Annotated in this window: 12 protein-coding genes; 6 read left to right on the forward strand and 6 right to left on the reverse strand. The window is 73.2% G+C overall.

Annotation, left to right across the window (positions count from 1 at the left end):
- Positions 1–51: 51 nt before the first annotated feature.
- Both C4V41_RS03180 and C4V41_RS03185 read right to left on the reverse strand, forming a co-directional pair.
- A complete protein-coding gene (locus C4V41_RS03180) occupies positions 52–633 on the reverse strand; it encodes a hypothetical protein (RefSeq protein WP_103954175.1) in 582 nt (193 codons plus the stop codon).
- 84 nt (positions 634–717) lie between these two features.
- Entirely contained in the window at positions 718–1,554 is an 837-nt protein-coding gene (locus C4V41_RS03185; protein WP_235029877.1) for a polysaccharide deacetylase family protein, read from the reverse strand.
- A gap of 238 nt (positions 1,555–1,792) precedes the next feature.
- Here C4V41_RS03185 and C4V41_RS03190 point away from each other — a divergent pair, with 238 nt between their 5' ends.
- Entirely contained in the window at positions 1,793–5,050 is a 3,258-nt protein-coding gene (locus tag C4V41_RS03190) for a glucodextranase DOMON-like domain-containing protein (protein ID WP_103954176.1), read from the forward strand.
- A gap of 12 nt (positions 5,051–5,062) precedes the next feature.
- On the opposite strand, the gene C4V41_RS03195 is transcribed toward C4V41_RS03190, so the two are convergent.
- Positions 5,063–5,725: a hypothetical protein gene (locus C4V41_RS03195; RefSeq protein ID WP_103954177.1), complete on the reverse strand. Its 663-nt coding sequence runs from the start codon at positions 5,723–5,725 to the stop codon at positions 5,063–5,065.
- Positions 5,726–5,870: 145 nt separating this feature from the next.
- On the opposite strand from C4V41_RS03195, the gene C4V41_RS03200 reads away from it, so the two are divergent.
- Positions 5,871–7,049 (forward strand): L,D-transpeptidase, encoded by a 1,179-nt coding sequence (locus C4V41_RS03200; protein WP_235029878.1) that lies wholly within the window; start codon positions 5,871–5,873, stop codon positions 7,047–7,049.
- A 149-nt stretch (positions 7,050–7,198) separates the two neighbouring features.
- Here the strand turns inward: C4V41_RS03200 and C4V41_RS03205 are convergent, their stop codons facing one another.
- The gene (locus C4V41_RS03205; protein WP_103954178.1) at positions 7,199–7,870 is read right to left on the reverse strand and encodes a response regulator; all 672 of its coding nucleotides are present in this window, start codon (positions 7,868–7,870) and stop codon (positions 7,199–7,201) included.
- On the reverse strand, positions 7,867–8,985 hold the full coding sequence (locus C4V41_RS03210) for a sensor histidine kinase (RefSeq protein ID WP_103954715.1): 1,119 nt from the start codon (positions 8,983–8,985) through the stop codon (positions 7,867–7,869). The genes C4V41_RS03205 and C4V41_RS03210 overlap by 4 nt, the downstream gene beginning before the upstream one ends.
- Before the next feature lie 152 nt (positions 8,986–9,137).
- On the opposite strand from C4V41_RS03210, the gene C4V41_RS03215 reads away from it, so the two are divergent.
- From C4V41_RS03215 to C4V41_RS03225, 3 genes are all read left to right on the forward strand, one after another.
- Positions 9,138–9,521 carry a hypothetical protein gene (locus C4V41_RS03215; protein WP_235029879.1) on the forward strand — a complete coding sequence of 128 codons (384 nt, stop codon included), beginning with the start codon at positions 9,138–9,140 and terminating at the stop codon, positions 9,519–9,521.
- Positions 9,518–10,954, forward strand: coding sequence for a multicopper oxidase family protein (locus C4V41_RS03220; protein ID WP_103954716.1), 1,437 nt, complete (start codon positions 9,518–9,520; stop codon positions 10,952–10,954). Before C4V41_RS03215 ends, C4V41_RS03220 begins: the two co-directional genes overlap by 4 nt.
- A 91-nt stretch (positions 10,955–11,045) precedes the next feature.
- Complete coding sequence (locus C4V41_RS03225) at positions 11,046–11,912, forward strand: fumarylacetoacetate hydrolase family protein (RefSeq protein ID WP_103954180.1); 867 nt, start codon at positions 11,046–11,048, stop codon at positions 11,910–11,912.
- On the opposite strand, the gene C4V41_RS03230 is transcribed toward C4V41_RS03225, so the two are convergent.
- Complete coding sequence (locus C4V41_RS03230; RefSeq protein ID WP_103954181.1) at positions 11,887–13,290, reverse strand: MFS transporter; 1,404 nt, start codon at positions 13,288–13,290, stop codon at positions 11,887–11,889. The two genes, C4V41_RS03225 and C4V41_RS03230, sit on opposite strands and share 26 nt — an antisense overlap.
- A 67-nt stretch (positions 13,291–13,357) precedes the next feature.
- Between C4V41_RS03230 and C4V41_RS03235 the strand changes: the two genes are divergently transcribed.
- On the forward strand, positions 13,358–13,831 hold the full coding sequence (locus C4V41_RS03235) for a MarR family winged helix-turn-helix transcriptional regulator (RefSeq protein ID WP_160150150.1): 474 nt from the start codon (positions 13,358–13,360) through the stop codon (positions 13,829–13,831).
- Positions 13,832–13,847 lie beyond the last annotated feature (16 nt).

Genomic DNA, 13,847 nt, shown 5'->3' on the forward strand with positions numbered 1-13,847 from the left:
ACATCAAGCGTGCGGGCTGGGCCGGGCGTCACGGAACGGTGGTGCGGTCTCCTAGCGAGGAGGTCCCCTGCGGCACAACGTCCAGGCCAGCGCCTGGGAGGCGAGAACGGCGGGCGGCCGGGCGGCCGGAAGTCCCGGTCGCGGAGTGGCGAAGGGCGGTGTGATCAGCAGCCGCCACAGGGCGGGCAGCGTGCAGGCCAGCAACAGCAGCAGTTCGGCCAGCGCCGTCTCGCCGCGATCGAGCCACCACGCCGACAACGTCGCCACGACGGCGTGCGCCGGCAGCATCCCGGTGTCCGTGGCGAACCCGGTGCCGTGGTGGGCGGCCATGGAGGTGGCGCCCATGCTGAAGAGCTGGTGCATCCCGTACTGGGCCGCGAAGGAGGCGGCGAGCAGCGTACGCGGGGAACGGCGGCGGCGGGCCAGCACGAACGCGCCCGCCCCCGTCATCACGGTCGCCGCCGCGATGGTGCCCAGACCGGTGATCGGGCCGCCGGCCAGCACGTGCATGGCCAGTGCGGCGAGCACGCATACGACCGCGAACACCGAGGCCCGCAGCCCGCGCAGACCGGGCCGGCCGGTCTGCGCGGTGTCCCTGCTGCCGGTGCCGCTGCCTCTCTGGTCGGGGTTCATGCGCGATCACCGCTCACACCGACAGATACGGCGGGCCCGGGACCAGGGTTCAGTGGGTGCGCACGGAAATTCGCGGCGCGGGTGTCAGAAGACGAGGCGCGGCGGGTGGTTCCGGTACAACTGGCTGACGGTGACGAAGGTGTAGCCGCGCTTCGACAGGCTCCGCAGCACGGCCGGCATCGCCTGGACCGTCGACGGGTGGATGTCGTGGAACAGGATGACGCTGCCCGGGCGTACCGACGTGACCGCCTTGCGGGCCACCCGGGCGCTGTCACGGAAACGCCAGTCCAGGGTGTCCACGCTCCACAGCACCATCGGCCGCCTGGTCTGCAGGCGCACGGTCCTGTTGAGCGCGCCGTACGGCGGCCGGACGAGCTTCGGCGTCACGCCGGTGGCCGCCCTGATGGCCCGGTCGGTACGGGCGAGCTGCGAACGCACCCCGGCGGCCGACAGCTTCGTCAGGTCCGGATGCGACCAGGTGTGGCTGCCGATCTCATGCCCGGCCGCGTACGTCCTGCGCACGATGCCCGGATTGGCGGCCACGTTCTGCCCGACGACGAAGAACGTCGCCTTGGCCCGGTAGGAGGCGAGGTGACGCAGCAGCGCGTCGGTGTGGCGCCCCGGGCCGTCGTCGAAGGTGAGCGCCACACACTTGGCCCGCCGGCAGTCGACCGCCGCGACCGGCACCGCCCGCGCCGGACGATCGGCCACCGCCGCGACCGGCAGCGCCCGCGCCGGACGATCGGCCACGGCTAAGACGGCCGGCGTCCCCGCGACGGGCGCGGGTGCACCGGCCTTCGCCTGAGCCGGTGTGAAGCTCGCTGGAATCGTGATGGCCAGGATGGCCGTGGCGAGTACGCTCGCCGTCCCCCGCATCACGCCGGCCCGAGCAGGCCGGCGCGACCTCGCGCCGATGTTCATCCATCCCCCTTGGCGCACCGCCCCCGGTGCGTGTCGCCCGGTCCTGCCCCAGGACCGTTCCAACAGGTTCGACGACCGTCGTTCGCACCTGGTTCGCCGGAGACCGCTCTCCGGATGACGCCCGCTCAGGAAAGCCGCCCGCGTACGTCAGCCCGCCGGGCAGCACCGTCGCAGGCTTGACAGCGGCCCGGGGCTGGTCTTCTCTCGACGCATCGGGGGTCGGGAGGGGAGCCCTGGCATGCGTGCGATCCGACGGTCCGTCCTTGTCCTGATCACCTCGGCCGCGCTGGTGGTGGTCCCCGCCGATCCGGTGACGGCCAGGGCGCCCGCGCCGGGCGGGCCGGGGGCTCCGTCACACTTCGGGCTCGCCCGCAAGGACTGCGTGGGCACGGCCACCGGGCGGACCTCGAAGGTCTGGTACACGGTGGCGGGCGGTGTCCTGTCCGACGTGTACGAGCCCACCATCGACAACACCAACGTCGAGACCATGCAGTTCGTCGTGACCGACGGCCGCAGCTTCACCGAACTGCAGGCCCGCGACACCACCTACCAGGTGAGCACCGACCGCTCCGGCCTGACCTGCACGATCACCTCGGCGAGCAGGAGCGGCCGCTACCGCCTGACCACCACCTACGTCACCGACCCGGGCAGCGACGCCGTCGTCGTGCGCACCCGGCTCCAGCCCGCCGGCCTGCGACTGTACGTGCGGCTCGACGCGAGCGTGAACGGCAACGGCGGCGGCGGGCAGCCCAACGGCGGTGCCGACAGTGCGACCGTGGACGGGCCCACCGGCGCGCCGGTCATCTGGGACGAGAACACCGAGACCTCCGCCCCGGCCCGCGACTACGCCGTCCCCACCCACCTGGCGCTGCGGGCCGAGCGCCGGCTGCCGCAGGCGAGCGTCGGCTACGCCGGCACGCCGAGTGACGGCGTAGCCCAGCTCGACGCGGCCCGCGACCTGACCCCCTACACCGACGCCCCGTCCGGCAACGTGGTGGCCACCGCCCGGCTGCCGATCGACGCCAGGGGCGAGGTGACGTTCGCGCTCGGGTTCGGGCGCGGCAGGGCCGCCGCACTGCGCACCGCCGGCGAGGCCGCCACCCGCTCGTTCGACGGCACGCGAGCCCGGTACGAGGCGGGCTGGGCGGCCTACGACGCCACCCTGCGCCGCCCACCGAACGCGCAAGCCGACTTCTACCGGTTGTCCGCGAACGTGCTGAAGGCCAGCGAGGACAAGACGTTCCCGGGTGCGGTCGTGGCGTCCCTGGCCAGCCCATGGGGACAGGCGATCGGCGCCGGCGAGCTGCCCGGCGGCAAGCCCGTCTACTTCGGCTCCTACCGCGAGGTGTTCGCCCGCGACCTCTACGAGGCGTTCACCGGCTTCCTCGCCGCCGGTGACCTGGCGACCGCGCGGGCCACGGTGCGTTTCCTGCTGGAGCGCCAGCAACTGCCCGACGGCCGGCTGCCGCGCAACTCGCTGCTCAACGGCCAACTGGCGCCCGACTCGGGCGGTGACCAGCTCGACGAGACCGCGTACCCGCTGCTCATGGCCTACCAGGCGGGGCTGGCGGGCGACGCGGCGCTGTGGCCGCGCGTGCGGGCGGCGGCCGACTTCGTGCTCTCACGCGGGCCCGCGTTCGGCGTGGAGCGGTGGGAGGAGCAGTCGGGCCACTCGCCGTCCACGATCGCGGCCGAGATCGCCGGGCTGGTCGCGGCGGGGGAGATCGCCGCCCGGCAGGGCGACCAGGCCAGGGCCCGGCTCTACCGCGCCACGGCCGACCACTTCGCCCGCTCGATCAAGGCGTGGACGGTCACCACGACCGGCCCGTACGCCCCCCGCTACTTCCTGCGCCTGTCACGCACCGGCGACCCGAACGCCGCCGTGGAGTACAACCTGGGCAACGGCGGCCCCACCGAGGACCAGCGCCGCGTGGTGGACGCGGGCTTCCTGGAGCTCACCAGGCTCGGCATCCTGCCACCCGACGACCCCGACGTGCTGGCCAGTCTGCCCGTCGTGGACCGCGTGATCAGGCGGACGACTGCGAAGGGCGACGGCTGGTACCGCTACGGCTCCGGCACCCCGGGCACCGAGGACGGCTACGGCGACTGCCACGAGCCCGACCCCACCGCCTGCGCGCCGTCCGGCAAGCCCTGGCCCACCGGCAACAGCGGCTCCGGTCACCTCTGGCCGGTCCTGGCCGGCGAACGCGCCGAGCAGGCGCTCCAGACCCGCGACCCCGGCACGGCCGCCACGCTGCTGGGCACCATGCGCGCCATGGCGTCGGGCACCGGCCTCATCCCGGAGCAGTCGTGGGAGAACGCGGACCTGCCCGCGTCCCCGTACGGCACCGACCCGGCCACCGCCTCGATCGGCCTGCGCGACGGCGGCCCCGCCGGCTCGGCCTCCCCGCTGACCTGGGCGCAGGCCCAGGTCGTCAGGCTCATCCTGTCGCTGGGCGGCACCCGCCCCGTCGAACAGCCCGACGTCGTCAGGCGCCGCTACGCCACCATGCCGCAGGCCGCGCCGCTGACGGTCACCGCCCCGCCGGACGCCACCGGCACGGAGGCCGCCGTCGAGGGCACCACCGTGCCGGGCGCCCGCGTGGACCTCGCCGCCACGCCCATCGACACCGGCGCGCCCACTCAGGTCGTCTCGGTACGCGCCGCCGCGAACGGCGCCTTCACGGCCCGGGCCCCGGTCTCGTTCGGGGAGATCGCGATCACCGTCACGGCCACCGCCCCCGACGGCCGCACCGGGTACGCGCGGCGCACGGTGATCGGCGACATCGGCGACGCCACGACCGTGCTCGACGTCACCGACCCGGCGGGCGACGACAACGGCCCCGGCACGTACGCCTATCCGACGTCGGCCGACTTCCACGCCGGGGCGTTCGACCTGACCAGGTTCCAGGTGATCACGGACGCGAGCACCGTCTACCTGCGAGCCGAGGTACGCGACCTCACCGCCACCTTCGGCAACCAGATGGGCGCCCAACTGCTCGACGTCCACGTCCAGGACCCGGCCGTGGTCACCCGCTCGGCGGACCCGGCGTTTCCGCAGCGCAACTACCGCATCGCCGAGCCGGACGCCTGGACGCAGCGGCTGGAGGCGCAGGGCTTCGCCGCCCCGGTCTGGGTGACGGCCGCGGGCGAAGCGCGGGCCGGGGCCGCCGTCCGCGCGTCCGGCACCACGAGGACGATCACGATCGCCCTGCCCAGGGCCGTCTTCGGCACGCCGGGCCCCGGCTGGCGCTTCGCCGTGGTGCTCACCGGCCAGGACGGCTTCAGCGCCGACCAGGCCCGGGGCTTCGCCGCCACGCCGCAGCCGTTCCAGTTCGGCCTCTGCGCCGCCGGCGGCACGGCCCCGCTGTGCGCCGCCGACCCGGGCACGGTGCCCAAGGCCGTCGACATCCTCGTGCCCGCCGGCGGCTCCCAGGCCGACGTGCTCAACCCCCTTCTGGGCCCGGTCACGGTCCCGGCCGTGCCGGTCCCGTAAGAACTGATGAATTCAGGCGAAGCGCTCCACCGTGACCGGGATCAGGCCCTGGTCACGGATCGCCTGCCGATGGTGATGCAGCAGCGCCCCGAGCGCCGGGGCCGGGCCGGAGCCGAGCTTGGTGGCGGTCACGTCCACGCACCAGGCGATGCCCTGGCCGATCCGGCGCAGCTCCCAGGTGAAGCCGTGCCCGCCGGCGTCGACCGAGGCCGTGCCCACCACGCGCGGGTCGCCGGTGGGTTCGAGCTGCAGGGCCGTGCGCGCGTTCGCCAGCCCGTCGTCGCCGAGCTCTCCGGCGAACAGGATCCGGTAGCGGCGCGGCCGGGTGCCGGAGCCCCCGGATCCCAGGTTGAGGGGGGCCGAGGTGGGCAGGGTGCGGCGCTCCTGGAAGAGCGTGCGCAGCCCGGCCTCCTCGGGCAGCTCGCCGCCGCCGAGCAGGGCGAAGGCGTCGCTCGCCTCCTGCCTGCTCACCGGCGTCACCCGGTCGCGCAGCGCCCGGTCGGCCCGGATGGCCCTGCTCAGTTCCGCGGAGGCTGACCAGGCACCGGTGTCCGGTCTCCACTCGGCACCGTCGATGCCGGCCGCCGTGTAGTCGTCGCAGAGGACGAACTCCTCCACCAGCAGGCCCGCCGGTGACCGTTCGCCCGCCTTCCCGGCTATCAGGTAGTAGTCCACGGGCCAAGATTGTCGGCACCGGAGAGCCGGATCAAGCTCATCCGCTCGCGTCGGCGGGCCCGCCGATCGACTCTGCCCGCATGGGGCCGCCCATAGCGGGCAGAAGTCCACCTGATCCCCTCTATGTCAGGCACGGGAGGCATCGATGATGCGGAACGGCCGGACCAGCACCATCATCACCGGCACTCTCACGGCGGCGCTCCTGGTCACCGCCGGATGCACCAACAGCACTCCGTCCGCGCCACGGGAACAGGCCCCGGTGGCGAAGCTGGCGATCACGCCCGCCGACGGCACCAAGAAGGTCGCCCCGGACACCGGCATCAGTGTCAAGGCCACCGCCGGCCAGGTCACGAAGGTCACCGTGGCCGACGCCAAGGGCCGCGCGGTGAAGGGCGCCGTGGGCTCCGACGGGACCTGGCGTCCCCAGTGGCCGTTGAGGCCGGCGACGGCGTACACGGTGGACGTACGGGCGACCGGCACCGACGGCAAGCCGGTCACGGGCCGGGCCACGTTCACCACGCTCAAACCGAAACGCGCGCTGGAGAGCGGCATGTCGCCGCTCGATGGTGAGAAGGTCGGCGTCGGGATGCCCGTGCAGCTCCTGCTGTCGCAGCCGGTGACGGCCCGGCGGGACCGGGCCGCGATCGAGCGCTCGCTGGTCGTGCGGATGTCCAAGCCCGTCGAGGGCGCGTGGAGCTGGGTGAGCGACCGTGAGGTGCAGTTCAGGCCGCGTGAATACTGGCCGGCCGGGCAGAAGGTCACGGTCGTGGCCCATTTGGCGGGCGTACGAGCCGGGCAAGGGTTGTGGGGCACCAAGGACCGCAGCCTGAGCTTCACCGTCGGCGACGAGCACATCACCAAGGTGAGCGCCGGCGCGCACCGCGCGGTCGTGCGGGAGAACGGCGAGGTCGTCAAGAACATCCCGGTCAGCCTGGGCCGGCCGGGCGACGACAGCTACTCGGGCGTCATGATCGCCCAGGAGAAGGCGGCGGACATCGTCATGGACTCGGCCACGATCGGCGAGCCCGGCGAATACCGCATCCGTACGAAATGGAACGTCCGGATGACCTACAGCGGCACCTTCTTCCACGCCGCCCCCTGGTCGACCGGCGCGCAGGGCAGCCGCAACGTCAGCCACGGCTGCGTGAACGTCAGCCCGGACAACGCCCGCTGGTTCTACGACTTCACCCAGCGCGGCGACATCATCGAGGTCACCGGCACCTCCAGGAAGCTGCGGTTCGGGAACGGGCCGACGCCGTGGGCGAAGTCGTGGGAGGACTGGCTGGCGGGCAGCGCGCTGGGCGAACCGATCACCGGGCAGTGACTTCCGGGCGCAGACTGGGAGGATGACATCGCCGTCCAAGGAAGGCGCCGTGGTGTCGCGTGCCCGCTGACGGAAGGGGACGGAGGCTGGCCGGTCTCCCCGCCGTGGCCCTGTGGCTGCTGATCTGGTTGCTGAACGTCTACGAGTTCTTAGTGGCCTTCTGAAGCCCCCGGGACGACCAGGCCGGACTCGTAGGCGAAGACCACCAGTTGCGCCCGGTCGCGCACCCCCAGCTTGGTCATGGATCGGCTCACGTGGGTCTTGGCGGTGGCGCCGCTGATCACCAGGTGGGCGGCGATCTCGTCGTTGGACATGCCCCGGGCGACCAGGGAGACGATCTCGCGCTCGCGCTCGGTCAGCCGGTCGGCGCCGGGGGCGGGCACGGGGCGCGGCGGGGTGCTGACGTACTCCTCGATCAGGCGGCGCGTCACCGACGGGGACAGCAGCGCGTCGCCGCGGGCGGCCACCCTGACCGACTGCAGCAGGTCGCCGGGCTCGATGTCCTTGAGCAGGAAACCGCTGGCCCCGGCCCTGAGCGCGGCGAAGACGTACTCGTCGAGGGCGTAGTTGGTGAGGATCACCACGCGGACGGTGTTCAGGGCGGGGTCGGCGCCGATCCGCCGGGTGGCCTGGATGCCGTCGAGCAGGGGCATCCGCACGTCGAGCAGCGCCACGTCCGGCAGCAGCCGGCCGGCCAGCTCCACGGCCTGCGCGCCGTCGGCGGCCTCGCCGACCACGGTGATGTCGCCGGTGAGCTCCAGCAGGGCCTTGAAACCGGCCCTGATCAGCGGCTGGTCATCCGCCAGCAGCACCCTGATCATGGCACGGGCAGTTCGGCGCGGACGGCGAAGCCGCCGCCGTCGCGGGGGCCCGCGGTGAGGGTGCCGCCGATGGCGACCGCGCGCTCGCGCATCCCGATCAACCCCATTCCCGGCCCGGCCGTGCCCGGCTCGCCGTCGTTCTCCACCCGCAACACGAGCTTCGAGGGATCGTATTCGACGGCCAGCGTGACCGTCGCGGGGCCCGCGTGCCGCAGCACGTTGGTGAGCGCCTCCTGCGCGATCCGGTACGCGGCCCGGTCCACCGCCGGCGCCAGCGCGTACGGGTCCCCGGACACCGTGTGCGCCACCCGCAGCCCCGCCCCCTCGGCCCTGGACACCAGGCGCGGCAGCCGGGACAGCCCCGCCTCGACGCCGTCGGGCTCGCCCTGGCGCAGCACGCCCAGCGTGGCCCGCAGTTCGCGCATCGCCTCGTGCCCCGACTCCTTGATCGCGGCCAGCGCCTCCCCGACCCGCTCTGGACGTCGTTCGAGCAGCTCCATGGCCAGCGCGACCTGCACGTTGACCACCGAGATGCTGTGCGTGAGCGAGTCGTGCAGCTCCTGCGCGATCCACAGCCGCTCCTCGCCCGCCCGGCGCAGCGCGGCCTCCTCACGGGTGCGCTCGGCCTCCTCGGCGCGCTGTTCCACCGCCCGCAGGTACGCCCGGCGCCCCCGCGCCACCTCGCCGACCACCACCATGGCCACCAGCCACCCGCTGAGCAGGGTCATCGCGTTGCCGGCGGCGGGATCCTCGGACGCCAGCGCCATGATCCCGTAGACGGCCACGGCCAGCCCCGACGCCAGCCAGATCGCCGCCCCGCGGCGGCCGATCGCGGCCAGCGTGTAGATGCAGGCCAGCACCGGCGCCGCCGCGAACACGCCCGGATAGTGCACCGCGTAGTAGACGAACCCGGCGACGGCGGCCACGATCCCGGCCGCCAGCGGGGCGGAGCGCCGGAAGGCGAGCGACAGCGCCGCGACCGTGATCAGCCCCAGCCCCGCCGGGTCGAGCGGCCGCTCGAAGGGGCCGGTCCACGACAGGTTCGCGTACGTGCCGCCCACGATCGCCACCAGGGCGCCCGCCGCGACGAGCGCGTCCATTTTCCGGCTGTCCATCCTCACAAGGTAGGCGAACCGGCTGAGACCGGTCGTCATCCCCCGGGCGTACGTTTTCGGTGCTCAGCGGGCCGCGTACGCCCCCGGGCGTACGCCGGGGTGCCCCTCCCGGACGGATGTGGCCGGGGCCGGACTTCACGAGCATCGTGGTCATGAAGTCCTCCTCCTGGATCGTCTGGTCGCTGCGCGTGACGGCCACCGCGCACCTGGCCGGGGTGCTCGGCCAGGCCGCGCTGGCCGGGTTATTCGTCACCGGCGACGTCGACCTGCTGGCCTGGCACCGTGACAACGCCGGGGTCACCCACAGCATGCTGTACCTGCAACTGGTGGCGGCGATCCTGCTGTGGCGGCCGGGGCGGGGGCCGCTGTGGCCCGCGCTGGTGAGCCTGGGGCTCGTGGTGGTGGAGACGGTCCAGGTGGCGCTGGGCCAGTGGCGGGTGATCGAGCTGCACTTCCCGCTGGGCATGACGATCTTCGGTCTGTCGGCGGTGTTCACCGTGTGGACGTGGCGGGCCCTCCGCGCGGACGCGGCATGAGGCGGCGGGCGTTCCTCGGCGCGCTGGCCGGGGCCGGGCTCGCGGTCGCGGGCTGCCGCGAGGTGGCCGGGCAGCTTTTGAGCAGCCGGTTGCCGCTGCCCCGGCTGTTCACGGTGCCGCTGCCGATCCCCGAGGTGGCCCGGCCCGTGCGCCCCGGGCGTTACGAGGTGACGCAGCGGGTGGCCAAGGCCGAGATCGTCCCGGGGACGCGTACCGAGGTCTGGGGTTACGGGGGGACCTTTCCCGGGCCGACGTTCGAGCTGCGGCGGGGGAGCGCCGCCACGATCGCCGTACGGAACGAGCTGCCCGTGCCGACCTCCACGCACCTGCACGGCGGCGTCAACCCGCCGGACTCCGACGGCTACCCGACCGACCTCGTGGTCCCGCCCGGCCACCACGCGCACCACGGAGGGCACCCCGGCGAGGTGCTGCACCAGGGTGTGAAGGACTACCACTACCCGGTGGACCAGCGGGCGGCCACGCTCTGGTACCACGACCACCGGATGGACTTCACCGCGCCGCAGGTGTGGCGCGGGCTGGCGGGGTTCGCGCTGGTGCGGGACGCGGAGGAGGACGCGCTGCCGCTGCCCGGGGGCGAGCGGGAGCTGCCGCTGCTGATCTGCGACCGGGCCTTCGAGGAGGACGGCTCCTTCCGCTATCCGGCCGCGCACGACGGCGCCTACATGGAGGGCGTCGAGGGCGACGTGATCCTGGTCAACGGCGCGCCCTGGCCGGTGGCGGAGGTGAGCGCCACCCGCCACCGGCTGCGGCTGCTGAACGCCTCCAACGCCCGCAGGTACCGGCTCCGCCTGGCGCCCGGCGGCCGGTTCACCCAGATCGGCAGCGACTCCGGCCTGCTGGCCGCGCCCGTGGCGCACGAGGAGATCCCGATCTCGCCCGGCGAGCGGTACGACGTCGTCGTGGACTTCTCCGCCTACCCGGTCGGCAGCGCGGTCACCCTGGTCGATGCCCTGTCGGAGGGGCCCGTCATGCGGTTCGTGGTCGCCCGCCGGGCCGCCGACGACAGCGCCGTGCCCGCCCGGCTGTCCCGCCCGCCGGACCGGCCGCCCGCCGTGGCCACCCGGCGGTTCGACTTCCGCAGGACCGAGGACGTCTGGACGATCAACGGCCACCCCTACCGCCCCGGCGTCCCGCTGGCCAGGCCGCGCCTGGGCACCGCCGAGGTCTGGCGGCTGACCAGCGACTTCCACCATCCCGTGCACGTGCACCTGGCCCACTTCCAGGTGCTGGCCAGGAACGGCAAGCCGCCGGCCGCCACGGACGCGGGCTGGAAGGACACCGTGGACGTGCGCCCGTACGAGGTCGTGGACGTGCTCGCCCGCTTCGACGGCCACCGCGGCCGCTACATGCTGCACTGCCACAACCTCGAACACGAGGACATGGCGATGATGGCCGACTTCGAGGTCATCTAGCCGGGGTAGGGCACAGAGCACTAACGTTGCCATAGGGGACGATTCATCGGATGAAACGCCCCTTATCGGGATGATGGAGCTAGGAGCAGGCATGCGGATCGTACGGTTCACCAGCCCTCTGACCAGCGCCGACGCGGTCGGCGTGGACGACGGTGAGCAGGTGGTGGAGCTGACCGGGGTGACCACCGTGGGCGAGCTGCTGCGGTTGTCCTCCGATGGGCTGCGCGAGCGGTGCGCGGAGGCGAACGGGCCCCGGCACCCGTCGGCCTCCGTGCGCCGGCTGGCTCCGGTGGACGGGCGGATGGAGGTGTGGGCGGCGGGCGTGACCTACCGGCGTTCGCGCGAGGCCCGGGTGCTGGAGAGCGAGCGCGCCGCCGACGTGTACGAGCTGGTCTACGAGGCCGAGCGCCCCGAGCTGTTCTTCAAGTCGGTGGCCTGGAAGGTCTCCGGCGACGGCGGCCGCGTCTCGGTGCGCGAGGACTCCGAGATCGACGTGCCGGAGCCCGAGCTGGGCCTGGTGCTCAACGCGGGGGGTGAGATCGTCGGCTACACCGTGGTCGACGACGTCAGCTCGCGCACCATCGAGGGTGTCAACCCGCTCTACCTGCCGCAGGCCAAGATCTACCTGGGCGGCTGCGCGGTCGGCCCGGCGATCAGGCCCGCGTGGGAGGTGGCCGACCCCTACGCGCTGGACATCACGCTGACCATCGCCAGGGCGGGCGAGACGGTGTGGGACGGCAAGGCGAGCACCTCGCAGCTCAACCGGCGCCTGGACGACCTGGCCGGCTACCTCTACCGGGCCGACGCCTTCCCCGACGGCGCGGTGCTGGCCACCGGCACGTGCCTGGTCCCCGACCTGCCCTTCACGCTGCAGGACGGGGACACGGTGTCGATCGGCATCGGCGAGATCGGCACGCTGACCACCACCGTGGTCAAGGGCCTGGCCGCGATGCGGTGACCTGACGGCGGGCGGGCAGCAGGAAGCTCGCCGCGAGGGTGACGGCCAGCAGCACGACGCTGACCCACATCGTGACCCCGAACGCCGCCGCGTAGCCGGCCGTGGGCAGCAGCGGGAAGAAGATCGCCCCGATGATGGCCACGCCGGCCGAGGCGCCCACCTGCGCGACCGTGTTGAACAGCCCGGAACCCGAACCCGCGTGCTCGGCGGGAACGCCCTCCAGGGTCAGCGCGGCGAGCGGGGCGATCGTCAGGCCCATCCCCGCGCCGCCGATGATCACGCCGGGCAGGAAGACGGTCTCCGACACGGCCAGCAGGGCGAACCCCGCGGCCAGGACGACGAGCCCCAGTTGCACGGTCAGCCGGCCCAGCCGCGGGAGCAGGACCGCCGCGCCGAGACCGGCGGCGACGGAGGTGGCGATGGGCCAGGGCAGCATCGTGAGCCCGGCCTCCATCGGCGACATGCCGAGGCCGGACTGCAGGAGCAGCATGAAGGTGAGGAAGAAGCCGATCACCGGCACGAAGAACAGGAACTGGACCAGCAGCCCGCCGCCGACCGAGCGCGTCCCGAACAGGGAGACCTCCACGAGCGGGGAGCGCCCCGCGCGGGCCAGCCGCCGCTGGTGGCGGTGGAAGGCGGCCAGGACGGCCACGCCCGCCGCCAGGCTGACGTAGGTCCAGGCCGGCCAGGGGAGTTTTTCGCTGCCCGCGATGAGGGGGTAGAGGATCAGCACCAGGCCGGCGGTGCAGATGGCCATGCCGGTCAGGTCCAGGCGGGGCCGGGTGGCGGCGCGGCCGTGGGGGAGCACGCGGGCGGCCACGACGATGGCCAGGATGCCGACCGGGACGTTGATCCAGAAGACGCTGCGCCAGCCCAGGCCGTACCAGTCGGCCCGCAGCAGCAGCGCGCCGAGGATCGGGCCGACGGCCGCGGCCAGGCCGGACAGTGACGAGAAGGCGGCCATCGGACCGCCGCGCTCGTGCGGGGCGTACATGAGCTGGATCTGCGAGAGCACCTGCGGGACCATCGCCGCGGCGAAGACGCCCTGGATGATGCGGGCCGCGACCAGCACCTCGGCCGTCGGGGCGGCGCCGCAGAGCGCCGAGGCGGCGGCGAACCCGGCGATGCCGATGAGGAAGACGCGGCGGTAGCCGTACAGCTCGCCGAGCCGGGCTCCGGTGATGATGCCGAGCGCGAACGCGAGCGTGTAGCCGGCGAGCATCCCCTGCAGGTGCGCGGGCGACGCGCCGAGCTCGGCCCTGATGGAGGGGACGGTGACGTTGACGATGGTGACGTCGAGCAGGTCCATGAAACTGGCGAGCAGGATCACGGCCAGCGCGACCGCGCGCGTGCGGCCCTGGGCGGGAGCGGACAGCATCGAGGCCTTCCGATAGAATTGCCTTAGTCATGAAGTATCTTAGTAACGAAGGTAAATGGTGATGCGCATGGACGTCAAACCGCGGAACGGGGAGGAGGGCGAGCAGGCCGACCGGATCGTGCTCGCCATGACCAACCTGGCCGGCGCGCTGGGGCGGCTGAACGACGTGATCGCGCAGCAGGCCGGCGTCGGTCCCACGGACCTGATGTGCCTGCACACGCTCAACCGCGAGGGCCCGAGCACCGCGGGCGCGCTGAGCGCCCGGCTCGGCCGGACGACCGGCGCCATCACGCAGATGATCGACCGGCTGGAGAGGGCGGGATTCGTCCGGCGCGGGCCCGATCCTGACGACCGCCGCCGCGTCGTGGTCGAGGCCGTGCCCGAGGCGCTCGAAAAGGTCGCCGCGGCCTACGCGGGGCTCGACGCCCGCAGCCGCCGGCTGATGGGCGAATACACCGCCGACCAGCTCAGGATCGTGCACGCCTTCCTGGAGGCCAGCCATCACCTGGTCGTCCAGGAGATCGACTCACTGACCGGGTGAACGCGAAGTGGCGGGC

Source organism: Nonomuraea solani, from assembly GCF_900108335.1.
GTDB classification, from domain to species: Bacteria; Actinomycetota; Actinomycetes; order Streptosporangiales; family Streptosporangiaceae; genus Nonomuraea; species Nonomuraea solani.

What these genes read in the sequence shown, in the direction of transcription:
- C4V41_RS03220 (WP_103954716.1), top strand. Translation starts at nt 9,518, where the DNA reads ATGAGGCGGCGGGCGTTCCTCGGCGCGCTGGCCGGGGCCGGGCTCGCG.
- C4V41_RS03235 (WP_160150150.1), top strand. Translation starts at nt 13,358, where the DNA reads ATGGACGTCAAACCGCGGAACGGGGAGGAGGGCGAGCAGGCCGACCGG.
- C4V41_RS03190 (WP_103954176.1), top strand. Translation starts at nt 1,793, where the DNA reads ATGCGTGCGATCCGACGGTCCGTCCTTGTCCTGATCACCTCGGCCGCG.
- C4V41_RS03215 (WP_235029879.1), top strand. Translation starts at nt 9,138, where the DNA reads ATGAAGTCCTCCTCCTGGATCGTCTGGTCGCTGCGCGTGACGGCCACC.
- C4V41_RS03185 (WP_235029877.1), bottom strand. Translation starts at nt 1,554, where the DNA reads ATGAACATCGGCGCGAGGTCGCGCCGGCCTGCTCGGGCCGGCGTGATG.
- C4V41_RS03230 (WP_103954181.1), bottom strand. Translation starts at nt 13,290, where the DNA reads ATGCTGTCCGCTCCCGCCCAGGGCCGCACGCGCGCGGTCGCGCTGGCC.
- C4V41_RS03180 (WP_103954175.1), bottom strand. Translation starts at nt 633, where the DNA reads ATGAACCCCGACCAGAGAGGCAGCGGCACCGGCAGCAGGGACACCGCG.
- C4V41_RS03225 (WP_103954180.1), top strand. Translation starts at nt 11,046, where the DNA reads ATGCGGATCGTACGGTTCACCAGCCCTCTGACCAGCGCCGACGCGGTC.
- C4V41_RS03200 (WP_235029878.1), top strand. Translation starts at nt 5,871, where the DNA reads ATGATGCGGAACGGCCGGACCAGCACCATCATCACCGGCACTCTCACG.
- C4V41_RS03205 (WP_103954178.1), bottom strand. Translation starts at nt 7,870, where the DNA reads ATGATCAGGGTGCTGCTGGCGGATGACCAGCCGCTGATCAGGGCCGGT.
- C4V41_RS03210 (WP_103954715.1), bottom strand. Translation starts at nt 8,985, where the DNA reads ATGGACAGCCGGAAAATGGACGCGCTCGTCGCGGCGGGCGCCCTGGTG.